Consider the following 16,034-nt stretch of genomic DNA (forward strand, 5'->3'; position numbering starts at 1 on the left):
CGGCGCGATGCCGTCACGATAGCGAAGTGGCGCGACGAGTTGAATTCAGAGATTCTTTGCGACTCGATAACGCATCGTTTAACGCTTGCGTGCGAGGCGATTCGACCATCCAGGTCAATTCGGGAAAATCTCCCGACGCTTCTTCGTTGTCAAACGATCCCCCAATGCACTACTTTGCTTGAATGCCGGCTCGCGCGGCACAGCGCTTTCATAACGGAGCACAACAATGCTGGAGACACGCTTTCGCAACGCAACACGGGGACGTGCCCTCGCTTCGGTTCGTATCGCGGCCGCTATCGCGGCGCTGCTCGGTGCGGGCTGGGCGCATGCCGCGGCGCCGCTCGCCTACGTGACGAGCGAAAAGGCCGGGGTCGGCGTGATCGACCTCGACCAGATGAAGTTGACCCGGACTTTCGCGGTGGGCGCCGCCGGCCCGCGTGGCCTCAGCCTGAATTCGAACGGCTCGCGGCTGCTCGTGGCCAACAAGAACACCGGCGATCTGGCGGTGATCGACACGGCTTCGGGGCAAGTCGTGCAGCGTGTGAAGATCGGCCAGAACCCTGAGTTTGTGCGCGTGCACAACGGCTATGCGTACGTAACGTACGAGCCGGGCGAAGCGGGCGGGCCGCCCAGGGCGAACCCGCAGTCTGGCAAGCCGGTGGGGCAGCAGCCGGAGAAGGCGGAGGGGGCGGCCACTGCGGCCAGCAAGGTCGCCCAGACCGGCCAGCCCAACCCGGCCAATGCCGGCAACCCGGCCCATGCCGATGACGATGACGACGCCAACAAGCCGCCCGCCGAAATTGCGATCGTCGATATGAAAACCTGGCGCGTGGTGCGCTCGGTGACGAGCGGCCACGAAACCGAGGGCATCGAATTCTCGCGCGACGGCAAGCACATGCTCGTCACCAACGAAGGCGACGACACGGTGTCGGTCTATCATGCGCGCACGGGCGCGCCGGTGCGAAGCGTGAAGCTTGCGGCCGGCGGACGTCCACGCGGCATCCGGCTGTCGCCGGACGGCAAGGAGTACGTGGTCACGCTGGAGTCGCTAAGCAAACTGGTTGTGATCGACGCGCGCACGTTCAAGGTGCTGAAGACTGTCGATACCAAGCTCGGTCCGTACGGCGTCGCCTATGCTCCGGACGGCAAACGGCTCTTTGTAGCCGCGGCGCGCGACAAGACGGTGGAGGTATTCGACGGCCACAGCTACGAGCATCTCGCCGACATACCGGTCGGGCAGCGTTGCTGGCACTTCAGCTTTACGCCGGACGGCGCGAAGCTGCTGGTTGCGTGCGGCCGCTCCGATTCCGTGTATGTACTCGACGCCAGCAGCTATCAGCCGATCACGCAGATCGGGCCATTGCCGCTGGCTTGGGGCATTGTGACTTATCCGCCTGGCGACGGCTCGATCGAATCGCGCTGATGCGTGTCGTTGCCGGTCATGCCGCGAAGCAACGATGCGTCGCTTCGCGGCATGACCGGCTTCTCTTGCACGTCACTTCCACGCATAGCGCAGACCGACCCAGAAGCCGCGCGGCGCCCCCGGGCCGACGAACTGCTCGTTGCTCGCATTGGCACCGTCGAAGGTATGGTTCGGGCCGTTGAAGAAGTTCTCGCCGAGCGTCCCGAAGCTCGCATAACGCTTGTCGAGCAGGTTCGTGACGCTGGCAAACACCTGCAACTGCCGCGTGACCTGATAGGACGTGTCCAGGTCGATCAGGAGGTAGCCTGCAATCTTGCCGTTGACGTCCTGGTTGTTCTCGTCGCCCTGTGCATAGATGCCGCCGCGCCAGGTGAGGTTCGCGCCAACCTTCCACTTCGCGGTGGCCGCATAGTCGAGCTGCAGCTTGACCGTATTCGCCGGAATGCCCGGGAGATGGTCGCCGGACTTCACGCCGATGTTGCCGTTTGCGTCCGCGCTTGAATTGCTCGGGCTGCTCTCGGTCCACGCGGACCGGTAGGTTGCGTCGATATAGCTATAGCTTGCGGTTACCGCGAGCGGGCCGAGCTGGCTGCGTCCCGACAGTTCGAAGCCTTGCCGGCGCGTGCGCCCCACGTTCTGAAAGAAGCCGCGATTGCTCGCGGCACCATTGCTCGCGATGAATTCGATGTCGTTCTCCAGCGTGGTTCGGTAGACGGCGGCGCTCCATGTCGTGGCCTGGCCGATTCTTCCGCGCGCACCTAGTTCGAAGGTCTTGGAGATTACCGGTTGCAGCGACGGGTCAGAGACGAAATCGTTCGGCAGCGAGCAGGGCGCGGCGGGGTCCGCACACGCGAGTTCGATAGCGGTCGGCGAGCGCATGCCTTCGTTGTAGGTTGCGTAGGCCGTGAACGACGCAGTCGGGTTCCAGTTGATGCCGACCGCCGGATTGAAGCGCGAAAACGTATGGTGACCGTTCAGTTGCGGCTGGCTGCCGCTTGCATCGCCGATGGTCGCATCGGCCCAGTTATAGCGGCCCGCGAGCGTCAGCGACCATTGTTTCGTGAGCGCTAACGTGTCCTGCAAGTAGATTCCGTAGTTGCCGTTATGCGTTTTCGCCGCGGTTTCCTGCGCGAAGTCGCCGACGCCGACTGTCGCCCGCGAGGCAGTGAAAACCGCCTCCTGCGACGATTCCGTGTAGCGCGAATTGGCAATGTCCGCCGACACGCCGGCGATGAACTGGTTCTCCATGCCACCCAGTTTGCCGAGCAGCGTGAGTTGCAGACTCGCGCCGAAACTGTCGGTGGAGACGACGGATTGCTCGTTGGTTGCTTGCGTCGTGTCGATGTCGCCGTCGTCGTCGAGCGAGCCGAAGTTCGGGTTGACGTTGCTGCTCAGGTTGCTGTTGCGAAAGTGCCGGTAATACGCATTGCCACTCAGTTGAACGTTATCGCTGAAGTAATGCTCGCCCGACAGCGTCACATAGCCTGCGCTGTTCAGATTCTGGTCGGGATACGTATAGGGTTGCTTTGGATTGCCAAGGAATGAACGCGGAATGGTCTGCGTGCCGTGCAGGTCGTTATCCGCGCCGCCTGCGGACAACGACAGCGTGGTGTCCGCGTCGGTATAGCGCAGCTTGCCGAAAATCTGTCGCACGCGGCTTGCATTCTGCTCGGCCCAGCCGTTGTCGTTCGCGACGTTGCCGGTCACGTAGTAGTCCAGGTTCTGGCCTATCGTGCCGCCCTGTTCGATCTGCGCGGACTTGCGCCCCCATGAGCCGAGCGCGACTTCCGCTGCGCCGCCGGGGCTCGTCTTGCCGTTCTTCGTCGTGATAGCCAGCGCGCCGCCAAGCGTGTTCAGTCCGTAAGTGGGATTGGAGCCCGGGATGATCTGGAGGGTGTCGATGGCCTGTTGCGGCAGTACGTCCCAGTTGACTACGTCGCCGAAGGGCTCGTTCACGCGCACCCCGTCGACGAACACCGAAATGCCTTGCGGCGTGCCGAGCAGCGGCGACGCGGTGAAGCCGCGATAGTTGACGTTCATCTGATACGGATTGCCCTGCGCATCGGCGATATCGACGCTCGGCAGATTCTTCGCGAAGTAGTCGGTCAGCGTATTGCGGTGCTGCGCTTCGATGTCGCGTGCGCGGACGGTCTGCACATTGGCGGGCACTTGCGCGAGCGGCGTGCCAACGCCAAGCAGCGGCGTGGTGCCGACCACCACCACGGGCGCGAGCGTGGTGGTCGGCGCGGCGTCGTCCCCTTCGGGCACAGCGGCCGCTTGAGCGACCTGGGCCGCTTGGGGCGCTCGAGCCACTTCGGCCCCTTGAGACACTTGAGCCACTTGAGCGGCTTCCGGCGAGACCGCCGCGGATGCTGCCGCTTCCGCCTGCGCCCATGCATCCGCCGAGATGCCTCCAAGCGCGCTCGCGAGGCCAAGGCCGATGCGGGCCCGTCGCCGCACTCCGGATGCGCGGTTTCTCGCGCCGCGCGCGCGTGAAGAGGTATTCATTTTTCTGTCTCCTGGCCGCAGGTTCGACGCCTTGTCCGTAGCGCAGCCATGTGGCTGCGTACGTAGCGCTTTCTTTCAAGGTGTGCAAAGCTTCGCATGCGCAGTCGTCAGAAAGCGCGGGAGCTTTTCCCGAAATCGCGAGGAAGCCTTCCCAATCTCCTTGCAGCGAAGCGCCTGTCCGGGCGGCCTGATTAGAATGCAAACGTGATGTCGAGCGAATCCACCCCACCTTCTCCAGCGCGCCGCGCTCCGCCTTCTTCGGCGGTGTCGCGCGATCTCTGCTGCGTGATCGCGCTGACCCTGCTCGCAGCGCTGCTCGGTTCGCTGTTCGACGTGAGCGAGCGCGCGTACTGGTGGACGCGCGGGCTCGAGCGCTTTCAACTGGACGAATTGCCGCTCACGCTGTGCGTGCTGTCGCTGGGGCTCGCATGGTTCGCGTGGCGTCGCTACCGCGACACCCGCAGCGAGCTCGCGCATCGGCGCAGGCTCGAAGAAGAGGCCGAGCGCCTGCTCGCCGACAACCGGCGCCTTGCGAACCAGGCGTTGCAGGCAGAGGAGAGTGAGCGCCGCCACCTCGCGCGCGAGCTGCACGACGAGCTCGGCCAGTATCTCAACGCAATTTCGCTCGACGCAGCGCGTATTCGCGACCTGTCCGCCGCGCGCGAGCCGGAAATTCATCGCATCTCGCTGGAATTGATGCAGAGCGCGAGCCACGTGTACCGCCAGATCGGCGGCATGATTCGCCGTTTGCGACCTATCGGTCTGGACGAATTCGGCTTGCCGAGCGCCCTCGAACATTGCATCGACGGCTGGCGCGAGCGGCTACCCGGGGCGTCCTTTTCGCTGACGATAGAAGGCGACTACACGGGCCTGAGCGACGCGCTGACTATCACGCTGTACCGGCTGGTGCAGGAAGGGCTCACCAACGTTTCGAAGTTCGCGCGTAGCGCGCGCGTGGAAGTGTTCATGGTGCGTGCGCCGCGCGACGCAGCCGCACCCGCGGACAATGCCCGGAACGATGAGCCTCTTGACGAAATCGTCGTGACGATGGCCGACGACGGCCCCGGCGTGGACCTCGCTGCGCCGCGCGCCGGACTGGGCTTGATCGGCATGCGCGAGCGCGTCGAAGCGCTCGGCGGCGAGTTTCATGTGGCGAGCAGGCCCGAGGGCGGCTTCCTGTTCTGTGCACGCGTGCCCGCTCACGCGGGACTGGCGGAGCCCGTGAACTGAAGGCCGAGGCGGCTCGCCATTTGCGCAAGCTGCACGCCATTGTCCGCGCCGAATTTTTGCCGTATCACCGACTGGTGATTGGCCACGGTCTTCTGACTGAGCCCGAGCTTCTCTGCGATGCTCGGCAACGTATAGCCTTGCACGAGCAGGCGCAGCACCTCGAATTCGCGTGCGGACAACTGCCGGCCCGGCGGCCCTTCGCTGAACGCATTGCGCAGCGCGAGCGCCTGCGAGACGTCGGGGCTCAGATAGCTCGCGCGTCTGGCGACAATGCGCACCGCTTCCACCAGCACGTCGGGCGCGCTTGCCTTCGTCACATAGCCGAGCGCGCCGGCGTCGAGCGCGCGGCGCACGAAAATAGCCTCTTCGTGGACGCTGAAAATCAGCACGCGCGCATCCTGCTCGCGCGCGAGCATGCGCCGCATCGCTTCTATACCGCTTGCGCCCGGCAGCGACACATCCATCACCACGACATCGGGCCGCAGCGCGCAAAAGCGTTGATACGCCTCGGCTGCGTCGGCCGCTTCGCCGCACACATGCACGTCGGCGTTCAGTTCGAGCAGGCGCCGGTAGCCTTCGCGCACCACCGCGTGATCGTCGACGAGCAACACTGAGATGTCCGCCGCTGTCATTGCTCAGCCTCCGCTGTGGCCGCCGTCGTTCGGCGCGTGGTGTGATGCGCCGTGCGCGAGCCCGTCATCCGCGCGGGCGGACGTCAGCTTGCGCGAGTTCGCATCGTTGCGAAACACAATGGGTTGCTCGCGCGGCGCATGGGCCGCGGCGGCGAGGCGCGTGACATCGACCACCTTCTCATGCGACGGCGACTTGTCACAGACCGGGTCCGCGTTGGCCGCGTCGCCGGTGAGCAGATACGCCTGGCAGCGGCAGCCGCCGAGGTCGCGTTCCTTCTCCTCGCAACTACGGCACGGCTCCTTCATCCATTGCAGACCGCGAAAGCGGTTGAACGCGTCGCTCTCGTACCAGATTTCGCGCAGCGGCGTGTCCTTCACATTCGGCAGCACGAGTCCTGGCAAAGCGCGCGCCGCATGACAGGGTAGCGCGGCGCCGTCCGGCGCGACGCCGAGGAACACCGCTCCCCAGCCGTTCATGCAGCGCTTCGGGCGTCGTTCGAAATAGTCGGGCACGACAAAGAAGATTTTGCAGCGCTCGCCGTGTTCGCGGCGATAACGTTCAACTACCGCTTCCGCTTCGTCGAGCTGCTCGCGCGTCGGCATGAGTTGCGCCTGGTTGTGATGCGCCCAGCCGTAGTACTGCGTGTTCGCGAGTTCGAGATATTCGGCGCCCATTGCAAGCGCCATGTCGATGATCTTGTCGACGTGCGGCAGGTTGTAACGATGCAGCACGCAGTTGAGCACCATCGGAAAGCCATGCCGCTTGATGGATGCCGCGACGCGCTGCTTGAGGTCGAAGGTGCGTGTGCTGCTCAGGAAGTCGTTGAGCTCCTGCGTCGAGTCCTGAAACGACAACTGGATGTGATCGAGCCCGGCCGCTTTTAGTTCGCCCAGGCGCTGGTCCGTGAGGCCGATGCCCGACGTGATCAGATTCGTGTAGAAGCCGAGCGCGCGTGCTTCGCGCACCAGCACTTCGAGGTCGTCGCGCATCAGCGGCTCGCCGCCCGAGAAGCCGAGTTGCGCGGCGCCGAGCGCGCGTGCTTCACGCAGCACCTGGAGCCACTGTTCGGTGCTCAGCTCGCGGCTGTGCGCGGTGTAGTCAACCGGGTTGTAGCAGAACGCGCAATGCAGCGGGCAGCGATACGTCAGCTCCGCAAGCAGCCACAGCGGCGGCGGCACACCCGCCGGGGCGGCTTCGCCCTGCGCGCTTGCAACGGGTTGCGAGAGATCGGTCATCGCGCTACTCCAGCCAGCCGCGCGAGTGCGCTTCGGTCACGAACGCGCGTACTTCGGGACCGAGCCCCGTGGTATTGAACGCCTGCTCCAGATCAGCGATCAGCGCTTGCATGTCGCGCGTGCCGTCGCAGCGTTTGAGAATCTCCGCCGCGCTCTGGTTGAGCTTCACCATTCCTTCCGGATAGAGCAGCACGTGCGCGTTTTGCGCCGGTTCCCATTGCAGCCGGAACAGCTTGTTGAGCGCGGGACGCGCGGCGTCGAGCATGTCGTTCATTGCGGGAAAGCCTTTTCGATCGAGTCCAGCATGGTCCACAGAATGTCGAGCTTGAACTGCAGAATCTCGAGTGCGCGTTCCTGCTGGTCGCGCCGCGTGAAGTGATCCAGGGTGACTTCGAGGCCATGCTCCACGTCGCGCTGCGCGAGCGTGATGCGCGAGCGGAAATACGCGAGACCGGACGCTTCGATCCACGGGTAATGTTCGGGCCAGGTCGCGAGCCGGTCGCGATGCACTTGCGGCGCGAACATTTCTGTCAGCGACGAACACACCGACTCCTGCCAAGGCGCACGGCGCGCGAAATTCACGTAGGCGTCGACGGCAAAGCGCACGCCAGGCGTCACGTGCTTGAGCGACCACAGTTCGTCGCGCGAGAGGCCGACTGCGTCGCCCAGGCGCGCCCATGTTTCGATGCCGCCTTCCTCGCCGCCGTAGCCGTCGTGGTCGAGAATGCGCTGCACCCAGCGGCGGCGCGTGTCGCGATCGGGGCAATTGGACAACACGGCCGCGTCTTTCAGCGGAATATTGATCTGATAGTAGAAACGGTTCGCGACCCAGCCGCGAATCTGCTCACGCGAGCAGCCGCCGCTATTCATCTTCACATTGAACGGATGATGAATGTGATAGGCCGTGCCTTTCGCGCGCAGTTGCGCTTCGAATTCCTCGCGTGTCCAGGCGGGCTCGGCGGTGCTCGCGCTGCTGTGCGCAGCGTTCGGTGCCGTTGTTCCCAAGGTGTCTTTCGCGTTCATGCAATCTCCAGTTCATCTGCGACTTATTTGCGACTCATCGTGTGCGACTCATCGTCTGCGACTCATCGTCTGCGACTGATGGGCGACTCATGCGACAGCGCATGCCGCGCGGTCGCGCTTCATAGTTCGAAGCTCACAGTTCGAAGCTCATGCCGTCGTGCGCGACTTCAATGCCGTGTTCGGCAAGAATGCGCCGCTCCGGGCTGTCTTCGACCAGAATCGGGTTCGTGTTGTTGATGTGGATCAGCACCTTGCGCGTGTCGGTCGTGCCGAGCGAATCGAGCACTTCAATCATGCCACCAGGTCCGGATTGCTGCAGATGACCCATATCCGCCGTGGTTTTGCGCGAGAGGCCAAGACGGATCATTTCGTCGGCGGTCCACAGCGTGCCGTCCACGAGCAGCAGGTCCGCTTCGCGCATTGCCGCGAGCACATGCTCTTCGATTGCGCCGAGGCCGGGCGCATAGAACATACGCTTGCCGTTCTGCTGGTTGGTGAAGACGAGCCCGATGTTATCGCCGCGCTCCGGCGCATTGCGATGCGGCGAATAAGGCGGCGCCTTGCTGGAGAGCGGCAGCGCGTCCACGCGCACGCCCGGCAGCGCGTCGACGGCAAGCGGCGCGCCATCCAGCGCAATACGGCGATGTTCGACGCCGCAGTAGTGCGAGAGGATCGGCGCAATCGGAAAACCGGTCGAGAGGTCTTGCCACACGGCGTCAGTGGCGTGCAGCGGCAGTGGCGTGTCGCGCTCGCGCAGCATCAGAAGGCCGGTGACGTGATCGATTTGCGCGTCGATCACGAGCACTGCCGCGATGCCGCTGTCGCGCGCGCGGCGGGCCGGCTGCAGTTCCGGGTTGGCGGCGATCTGCGTAAGCAGGTCGGGTGACGCATTCACCAGCAGCCAGTCCTCACCGTTTGCGCTCACTGCAATCGACGATTGTGTGCGGCGCTTCGCCTTCAGCGTGCCGCGCCGCACGCCGTCGCAATTGCGGCAGTTGCAGTTCCATTGCGGGAAACCGCCGCCCGCCGATGAGCCGAGTACCTTGATTTTCATGCCGCGTGGCGCAGGGTGCGCCCCTCTTGAGTGGATGTCAGAAACAGTGTTGCAAGCGCGTCGGCCACCCGCGCGTGCAAAGCAGGGTCGCTCGCGAGATGGCCGGCGTGCACGTATTCGATACGGGCAGCCGGAGCCGCACGCGCAAGGCGCTGCAGGTTTGCCGGTGGACACACCGGATCGCGCGAGCCGTGCACAGCGGCAAGCGGCACGCCGGCCGCGGCGGCGCGCCGCGCGAGCGACAGGAGCCGCGTTTGTCCCAGCCAGCAGCGGTGCATCAGGTAATGCGCCTGAATGCGGTACTTGTCCACCAGCTTGCGCGTCTCTTTGCGCGAGTGTCTCGCGGGCGCGAGCGGGCGCCGCGTGCCCGCGCTCGCGAGCACGGCGTTTTCGTAGCCGCGCCAGGCGAGTGCGAGCGCGCGCTGTTGCGCGTCGCTCGCGCCGCCGTGTTGCAGCCGCGCGTGGCAGCGTCCAGGCAACGCGGCGGGCCGCGTACAACGCGCGGCGGCGCAGAGCTTTGCCCATGCGCGCGGCGCGCGCTTGCGCGAGCCGACGAAGAGGCCGCGAATTTCGCGCATCGACGTGAGAAAGAGGCCGCGCAGCACGACGCCGGTCACCACTTGCGGATGCTGCCCCGCATACGCGAGCGCGAGCGCCGCGCCCCACGATCCGCCGAGCACGCCCCAGCGTTCAATGCCAAGCAGTACCCGCACCGCTTCAATGTCTTCGATCAGCCGGTCGGTGCGATTGCGGCGCACGCCGCCGCGCGGCGCGGAGCGCCCGGTTCCGCGCTGATCGATCAGAACGACTTTGAAGCGCGTCAGATCGAAGAGCTGCGTCGAGCCCGGCTGGCTGCCGCTGCCGGGTCCACCGTGCAGCACGACGACCGGCACGCCGTTGGCGGCGCCTGCAACCGTGAACGACACGCGGTGGGCGTCGCCGGTGCGCAGCGTGCGCCGTCGTGGCGTGGCCTCGCGCGGCGCTTGCGGCAGGCCGCGTGAGGCGTTGCAGCCCGTGCGTGACAGATTGCGCGCGTCTGTCACGGCAGCATCCTCGCCAGCAGATTGTCGCGGTCGATCCACTGATGCTTCAGCGCGCCCGCCACATGCAGCGCGATGAGCGCGATCAGCACATATGCCGTCACCTCGTGAATGCCGAAGAAGAGTTCACGCAGACCGGCGTCGTCCCAGCCCCACTTCGGCAGAGGCAGGCCCCAGAAGCGCGTGCCATAGCGGTTGAACGACGAACCCAGATAACCCGACACGGGCATGGCCACCATTGCTACGTATAAAAGGCCCTGCGTAGTGCGCGCGGCGGCGCGTTGCCACGGTCGCATCGGCGGCAGCGGCGGCCGGTGAAAGGCCGCACGCGCCGCGATGCGCAGAAGCACCAGCAGGAAAACCGTCAGTCCGATGGATTTGTGAAGGCTCAGCAGCGTCGCCTTCACCGGCAAACCCTTCGGCAGTCCGACCATATAGAGGCCGAGCGCCAGCAGACCGATAATGCCGAACGCAATCAGCCAGTGCAGTGCGATCAACGAGCCGGCATAGCGCGGCGTGGACGTGTCGGCGCGACGCGGTGCGGAAGAAGTATGCGCGGTCGTCATCTCGGCCTCCCCGGTTAGTCCACGACTAGCAACTCGCCGCGCCCGTCCACCGCGGCGTCGCCTGTATAGCGGCGCGGCAGCGCGGCTGCGCGCCACTGCGAGAACGGCGCGATTTCGCCTTCGAGACTGCGTGCGAGCAACGACCAGAATACGTCGAAGCCGCGGCCTGCGTCGGCGAAAGTCGGCGGCAGATAAGTGGGACGCTGCGCGAACAGCAGGGTTCCGCGTCTCATACCGTATGCATAATGCGCGCCCACCTGGCCGGCAATGCCGACGGTGCCTGCTACGAGCCGCGATGCCGCGAAGTCCCCCGCGTTGCCGCCCACCAGCACGAGCCCGCGGCGCATCCGGTCGGCAAGCCGCGCGCCGGTATTGCCGTGGATGCTAAGCGTGCCGCCGGTCATGCCTTCCATGTCGCCCGCAAGCGCGCCTGCCGCGAAATCGCCGCAATTGCCCGCCACCGTGAGCCGCCCGCCGCGCATTTCGCAGGCGGTGAAGTGGCCGGCGTCGCCGTCGATACGCAAGACGCCGCCGGTCATCTGGAAGCCGCTCTGGTCGCCGGCCGGGCCGCGCACGATCAGATGCCCGTGCGTCATGCGCGCGCCGAGGCGGTCGAGCCACGGGACGGCGTCTTCAATGACGAGCGCGGGCTCTCCGTTCAGTGCGTCCGCCGTGTCTGTCGCGCTTGCCGCTGCGTCGCCGCTGCGCGACACGTCGAATACATCGGCGACGACGCAACGCTCGTTGCCCGCCGGGAGCACCAGGCGCTCGATGTCCGCGACCGCAAGCGCCGCAAGCGGTGCCGGCAGCAGCGCAGACGCATCGACGCGAAAACCAGGCGGCGTGCGCAGCCGCAACGTGGTGATGACGCTCATGCGCTGCTCCCGCCCAAGCCGGCCGCCAGTTGCTGGAGGTGAAAGTGATAAGGACCGAGCTTGCCGCCATAATTGCCGGCGGAAATGCGCAGCAATCCGCCCGCGCGCCCGCGCGCGGCCGCCGCGACGATGCCCGCGGTCATTGCCGCGCCGACGTCCGCTTCGGTGAGTCCGTCAATCACGATCTCGAGCACGCAGCCCACTTCGGCGCTCAGTTCGCTGCGTGGCGAGAGGCCGGTGAGGGTGGGGCAGAACGCGTCGTTGGTGGACGCGGTGGCGCCCTTGTACTTCGAGCCGACTTTCGATCCGGAACGCACCACGCCGCCCGGAAACGGCATGATGACGTTCGGCAGCCGGCGCATTGCGGCCACTGCTGCTTCCGCGGCGGCCAGCGCCGCGTCCATGTCGCGCGCGAGCAGGATCAGATTCCCGCCGCCCACGGCCTTCACCGTGGGCGCGCTTTCTTCGCAGACGAACTCGCCGTCCATCACCGGCACGCGCCAATAGCGCGTGTCGCCGAGCATCTTCGAAATTTGCCAGCCGTCGCCGAAAAAGCGCAGGTTCCTGCCGAGCGGCGCGAGGTCGGACAGCGGCGCGCGGCTCGTTTCCGGGTCGATGCCGCGATACACGGCCGTGGTCGGACACGTAAGCACGCATTGCCCGACGCGCCGTTCGATCTGCTTGGCCAGTTCCTTGGACGACACCGCGAACAGCAGCACCGCGACGCCGGGCCGGCCGTCCGGCGTTTGCTCGCGCTCGAGCGTGCATTCGACGCCGGCTTCGCAGCCGCAGCCGATCACCGAGGTTGCGAAGCCCGTGAGCGAGTGCGCGGCGTTCATCGCCCACGCCGGCGTATGCGCGGTGATGACAAGACGCGTGGCCTTCATCGGAAACGCTTCGGCAAACGTGGCGTCGATTGCGATGCCGTTGATCTGCAGGGTGGGCGTGTCGCTCGTCGTATGCGAGCCGGCGTTCGGGGCAGCGATGTCAGCCATATGTGCCATGTGAGCCATCTCAGCCGTGCGCGAAACATTCGACGGGCAGCAGCTTGCCGCCGCGGCAGCAGTGGCAGACCTCGTCGTCGCTGATCGCGGCATGCGCGAAGTTGGTAGCGAGATTCGCTTCGCTGTAGGCGCGCACGCGCTTTTCGATGCCGCGATCGAACTCGGGCGAAACGAAATGGATGCCGCCCGTCGGCGTCGAGACGAGCGTGCCGTCGCGCGCCACCAGCTCGCCGTCCTTGAACACATAGGCGGGCGAGGTGAACATCCGCTCGCGGTCCGGATCGTCGCGATAGACGGCGATGTCCGCCGCCGCGCCCGCGCCCAGATGACCACGGTCGCGCAGTCCGAGTAGCCGCGCCGGTCCGGCGCGCGTGATGATCGCGATCTCGTACAACGAGAATTCGCGCGTCAATTGCGGCAATGCGCTCGCCACCTGGGCGTCGGCATGCAGCTTGGCGAGCTGCTCGTCGCGAAACGACTTGTCCATCAGGAGACGAATCAGATGCGGATAGCTCGTGAACGGGCCGCCGTTCGGATGATCGGTGGTCATCGCGACGCGCCACGGGTCCTCCACCAGCAGGAAAATTTCGAGCCCGATGATCCATTGCAACGCATTTACAAAGCTCTGCTCGCGATAGCGGAACGGCACCACGCCGCAGCCCGCGTCGCATTCGATATCGCCGACCACCCACTTGTGCGGTCGCGCGAAGGGCGCGTTGCGGAACTGCATCATCGTGTCGCCGGACGCGGTGACGGTCTGTCCGAAGATAATCTGGCCGACGTCGATCGACACATTCGGCCGCGCGTTCACGGCTTCGGCGATGCGCCGCGCGCCCGACGAAAACTTGAGCGGCCCTTCAGTGCCGTAGCTGTGAAACTGGATATGCGTGAGATGGACCGGCAAGCCGTCGGCGGCGTCCATTGTCGCGATGGTCGAATCGAGGTTGCCCGGCACGCCGAGATTGCTCGCATGCACGTGCAACGGATGCGGCACGCGCAGCTCGGTGAGCGCGCGCGTTAGCGTGTGCAGCACTTCGCGCGGCGTGATGCCGTAATGGGCGTGCGGCTCGTCCACATCCAGCGAGCGCTGGTTGAACTTAAACGCCGAGATGCCGCCAGGATTGACCACCTTTACGCCGAGCGCCTTGCTCGCATGAATGGTCCAGCCGACGTAGTCGCGCAGACGCTCGAAGTCGTCGCGTGCGGCGAGCATCTGCAGGAACAGCTCGTCGTTGCCGAGCATCACGTATGCGCCGTGGTCGATGATCGGCGTGTCGCCCATTTCGAGGTGCGTATGGCGCGCGTTGGACGGCATCATCGCCGGTTCGAACGCCGCGGTGTAGCCCATTTCGGCGTAGCGGTAACCGGTGGCGAGCGTGCCGGGCGTGCAGACGCCGCAGGAAGGCAGCCGCAGATAGCGGCCGTTGGCGTCCTGCACGGATTCGTACGCCGCGTCGCGCACTGGATCGTCGCGATGGTCCTCGGGCAGCAGAAGCCGCGACAGGTTGGTCTTGCCGCCGCCTATATGCGAATGCATGTCGATGCCGCCCGCCATGACGATCATGCCCGAGGCGTCGTATTCGCAATCGGCCGGAACGTTTGCGGGCACGTCGACGATGCGGCCGTCGCGAAACGCGAGGTCGCGGCGCTCGCCGTCGACGTTGTTGGCCGGGTCGAAGACCGTGCCGCCTTTGAGCCGGATCAGCGTCATGGGCGCACCTGCGACGAAGAAGCGGGTGGGGTGGCTGGCTGGGTGGCTGGATGAGTGGTTAGCGGAGCGGCCAATTGGGCGACGTACCCAGCAGCCGATCCAGCACCCGACGAAGCACTCGATCCAACACCCGGCTGAGCACCCGACTGAGCACCCACCCCCGCCGCGCGCAGCCGCTCCTCAAGCTGCACAGCCACCGACGCCACCGTCGGCAGCGATGCCCCGCGAGCGGCCGTGAGCGGCATCACCACTGTACTGTCGAGGCGGAACAGATGCCCGCCGCTGTCCACGCCGGGCGTCGCGACCGGAATGAACACGGTGCCTGGGCCGCGCGCGGCCGCGGTGCGTGCGAGCGCCGGGTGGCCCAGCACGATGGCCGGCACGTCGTCGGCAAGCGCTTGCGGCCACGCGGGCGGCGCGAAACTCGCGACCCACAGCAACGCATCGATCTCGCCGTCGGCGAGCAGTCGCTCGGTGCGATAGCGGTGCGGATCGTAGTCGAGCGGCGCACTGCCTGCCATGCGTGAGGGCGCCGACACGCGCGTGCGCAGCGGCAAACCCGCGAGCCAGGTCACGGCCTGGTTGACCGTCAGAGCGCCGTCGTCGCCGCCGAGCGCAAGGCCGCCCGCGCGCGCGCCGAGATTCGATGCCTTCACGATGCGGTTCAACGCTTCAATGAGCAAGGCGGCGTGCGGTCCGGGCAACGCGCCGGGCTCGTACACCAGCACCGTGTAGCGCGCCGCGTCGATGCGCGCCTGAAGTGCCTGCAATACGGCAAGCGTCTCTTTCACGCGCGCCGCGTTGGCCACGTCCTGATGCAAGGCGCTCGGCGGACGCCTGTCGCTGATCGTGGACCACAGCGCGAGCGTATCGAACGGATCGAACGGATCCGCCTTGGCGAGGATCGACTCGACGCGCACGTTCTCGAGGCCGCTTGCCGCAGGGTCCGCTTCGCAGCCGATGAACACGAGATCGCGGGGCGTCGTGCTTCCCGCCACCGTGCGCGTGAAAAAGCGCGGGTAACGGCGCGACGGCTGACAGCCGAAGAACAGCAGCAGGTCCGCGCGCGAGCGCACCTCGGAAAGTGTAGTGAAGAACGAGCCGCGGTCTTGCAGCGCGAGCGTCGCCGCGCTCAGCGCGTCGCCATGCTCGTGGTCGAGGATCGCGCCGCAGCCGGCGGCGAGCGGGTAAAGCGCGCGAGTCCCGGCCACGTCGGTGCCGAGGCCGCCGAACAGCGGCCGGCGCGCCGTCGAAAGAATCCGGGCCGCCTGCGTGAGCGCCGTGTCGAAGTCTGCGTCGTGACCGTCGACGCTCGCACGGCATTGCTCGTCTGCCGGGCCGTAACACGCGAGAGCCTGCATGAGGCGTGGGCAGTCGGTGTTCTGCACCGACAGCGTGGCGTCGTCGTGTGACTCGATCGCGAGGTCGTCGCACAGCAGCGGACAGAACGGGCAGGTCCAGTCGCGGGTGACCGACGACACCGACGACACCGACGACACCGACGACACCGACGACACCGACGACACCGACGACACCGACGACACCGACGACACCGACGAGCCGGGCGCGTGCGGAGCGCCCGAGGGGCTGGTCGTCGACGGATCGGTGGGCGAGAGGTGCATGGGGCGACTTTTAGCAAGCTCCATGCCGAGACTTTCGCTGCCGCGCAACCACCAGCGTAGCAATGCCTCGTATCGGTGATGCGCGGCCTAAATCATCGCAGGGTCGCGGG

General features: G+C 66.0%; 14 protein-coding genes. 2 read left to right on the top strand and 12 right to left on the bottom strand.

The features are described 5' to 3' along the window. Positions 1-226 precede the first annotated feature (226 nt). On the top strand, positions 227-1,423 hold the full coding sequence (locus F757_RS0118915; protein WP_027212759.1) for a YVTN family beta-propeller repeat protein: 1,197 nt from the start codon (positions 227-229) through the stop codon (positions 1,421-1,423). Between the two features lie 72 nt (positions 1,424-1,495). Here the strand turns inward: F757_RS0118915 and F757_RS0118920 are convergent, their stop codons facing one another. Next, positions 1,496-3,931: a TonB-dependent receptor gene (locus F757_RS0118920; RefSeq protein WP_027212760.1), complete on the bottom strand. Its 2,436-nt coding sequence runs from the start codon at positions 3,929-3,931 to the stop codon at positions 1,496-1,498. Positions 3,932-4,138: 207 nt separating this feature from the next. Here F757_RS0118920 and F757_RS0118925 point away from each other — a divergent pair, with 207 nt between their 5' ends. Continuing rightward, positions 4,139-5,161, top strand: a complete 1,023-nt coding sequence (locus F757_RS0118925; protein WP_027212761.1) for a histidine kinase — start codon at positions 4,139-4,141, stop codon at positions 5,159-5,161. Here the strand turns inward: F757_RS0118925 and F757_RS0118930 are convergent. The 11 genes from F757_RS0118930 to F757_RS0118980 form a co-directional block, all read right to left on the bottom strand. Continuing rightward, complete coding sequence (locus tag F757_RS0118930) at positions 5,131-5,793, bottom strand: response regulator (RefSeq protein ID WP_027212762.1); 663 nt, start codon at positions 5,791-5,793, stop codon at positions 5,131-5,133. The genes F757_RS0118925 and F757_RS0118930 overlap by 31 nt on opposite strands. 3 nt (positions 5,794-5,796) lie before the next feature. Beyond that, entirely contained in the window at positions 5,797-7,029 is a 1,233-nt protein-coding gene (gene pqqE, locus F757_RS0118935) for a pyrroloquinoline quinone biosynthesis protein PqqE (protein ID WP_027212763.1), read from the bottom strand. A 4-nt stretch (positions 7,030-7,033) separates the two neighbouring features. Next, on the bottom strand, positions 7,034-7,303 hold the full coding sequence (pqqD, locus tag F757_RS0118940; protein WP_027212764.1) for a pyrroloquinoline quinone biosynthesis peptide chaperone PqqD: 270 nt from the start codon (positions 7,301-7,303) through the stop codon (positions 7,034-7,036). Then, positions 7,300-8,052: a pyrroloquinoline-quinone synthase PqqC gene (gene pqqC, locus F757_RS0118945; protein ID WP_027212765.1), complete on the bottom strand. Its 753-nt coding sequence runs from the start codon at positions 8,050-8,052 to the stop codon at positions 7,300-7,302. The genes pqqD and pqqC overlap by 4 nt, the downstream gene beginning before the upstream one ends. A gap of 133 nt (positions 8,053-8,185) precedes the next feature. Further along, on the bottom strand, positions 8,186-9,106 hold the full coding sequence (pqqB, locus tag F757_RS0118950) for a pyrroloquinoline quinone biosynthesis protein PqqB (protein ID WP_027212766.1): 921 nt from the start codon (positions 9,104-9,106) through the stop codon (positions 8,186-8,188). Then, positions 9,103-10,149, bottom strand: a complete 1,047-nt coding sequence (locus F757_RS0118955; RefSeq protein ID WP_442856648.1) for an alpha/beta fold hydrolase — start codon at positions 10,147-10,149, stop codon at positions 9,103-9,105. Before F757_RS0118955 ends, pqqB begins: the two co-directional genes overlap by 4 nt. After that, a complete protein-coding gene (locus F757_RS0118960) occupies positions 10,146-10,712 on the bottom strand; it encodes a cytochrome b (RefSeq protein ID WP_027212768.1) in 567 nt (188 codons plus the stop codon). The genes F757_RS0118955 and F757_RS0118960 overlap by 4 nt, the downstream gene beginning before the upstream one ends. Positions 10,713-10,726: 14 nt before the next feature. Beyond that, positions 10,727-11,587 carry a formylmethanofuran dehydrogenase subunit C gene (locus F757_RS0118965; RefSeq protein ID WP_027212769.1) on the bottom strand — a complete coding sequence of 287 codons (861 nt, stop codon included), beginning with the start codon at positions 11,585-11,587 and terminating at the stop codon, positions 10,727-10,729. Next, positions 11,584-12,582: a formylmethanofuran--tetrahydromethanopterin N-formyltransferase gene (gene fhcD / locus F757_RS0118970; protein WP_051376825.1), complete on the bottom strand. Its 999-nt coding sequence runs from the start codon at positions 12,580-12,582 to the stop codon at positions 11,584-11,586. The genes F757_RS0118965 and fhcD overlap by 4 nt, the downstream gene beginning before the upstream one ends. Before the next feature lie 19 nt (positions 12,583-12,601). Beyond that, complete coding sequence (locus F757_RS0118975; RefSeq protein WP_027212771.1) at positions 12,602-14,302, bottom strand: formylmethanofuran dehydrogenase subunit A; 1,701 nt, start codon at positions 14,300-14,302, stop codon at positions 12,602-12,604. Further along, on the bottom strand, positions 14,299-15,924 hold the full coding sequence (locus F757_RS0118980; RefSeq protein ID WP_027212772.1) for a formylmethanofuran dehydrogenase: 1,626 nt from the start codon (positions 15,922-15,924) through the stop codon (positions 14,299-14,301). The genes F757_RS0118975 and F757_RS0118980 overlap by 4 nt, the downstream gene beginning before the upstream one ends. Positions 15,925-16,034 lie beyond the last annotated feature (110 nt).

The organism is Burkholderia sp. WSM2232 (genome assembly GCF_000472545.1).
Lineage (GTDB): Bacteria > Pseudomonadota > Gammaproteobacteria > Burkholderiales > Burkholderiaceae > Paraburkholderia.

Bases quoted from the DNA above. Each gene is read 5' to 3' on its own strand.
- F757_RS0118915 (WP_027212759.1), top strand. From the start codon at position 227: ATGCTGGAGACACGCTTTCGCAACGCAACACGGGGACGTGCCCTCGCT.
- F757_RS0118920 (WP_027212760.1), bottom strand. From the start codon at position 3,931: ATGAATACCTCTTCACGCGCGCGCGGCGCGAGAAACCGCGCATCCGGA.
- F757_RS0118925 (WP_027212761.1), top strand. From the start codon at position 4,139: ATGTCGAGCGAATCCACCCCACCTTCTCCAGCGCGCCGCGCTCCGCCT.
- F757_RS0118930 (WP_027212762.1), bottom strand. From the start codon at position 5,793: ATGACAGCGGCGGACATCTCAGTGTTGCTCGTCGACGATCACGCGGTG.
- pqqE (WP_027212763.1), bottom strand. From the start codon at position 7,029: ATGACCGATCTCTCGCAACCCGTTGCAAGCGCGCAGGGCGAAGCCGCC.
- pqqD (WP_027212764.1), bottom strand. From the start codon at position 7,303: ATGAACGACATGCTCGACGCCGCGCGTCCCGCGCTCAACAAGCTGTTC.
- pqqC (WP_027212765.1), bottom strand. From the start codon at position 8,052: ATGAACGCGAAAGACACCTTGGGAACAACGGCACCGAACGCTGCGCAC.
- pqqB (WP_027212766.1), bottom strand. From the start codon at position 9,106: ATGAAAATCAAGGTACTCGGCTCATCGGCGGGCGGCGGTTTCCCGCAA.
- F757_RS0118960 (WP_027212768.1), bottom strand. From the start codon at position 10,712: ATGACGACCGCGCATACTTCTTCCGCACCGCGTCGCGCCGACACGTCC.
- F757_RS0118965 (WP_027212769.1), bottom strand. From the start codon at position 11,587: ATGAGCGTCATCACCACGTTGCGGCTGCGCACGCCGCCTGGTTTTCGC.
- fhcD (WP_051376825.1), bottom strand. From the start codon at position 12,582: ATGGCTGACATCGCTGCCCCGAACGCCGGCTCGCATACGACGAGCGAC.
- F757_RS0118975 (WP_027212771.1), bottom strand. From the start codon at position 14,302: ATGACGCTGATCCGGCTCAAAGGCGGCACGGTCTTCGACCCGGCCAAC.
- F757_RS0118980 (WP_027212772.1), bottom strand. From the start codon at position 15,924: ATGCACCTCTCGCCCACCGATCCGTCGACGACCAGCCCCTCGGGCGCT.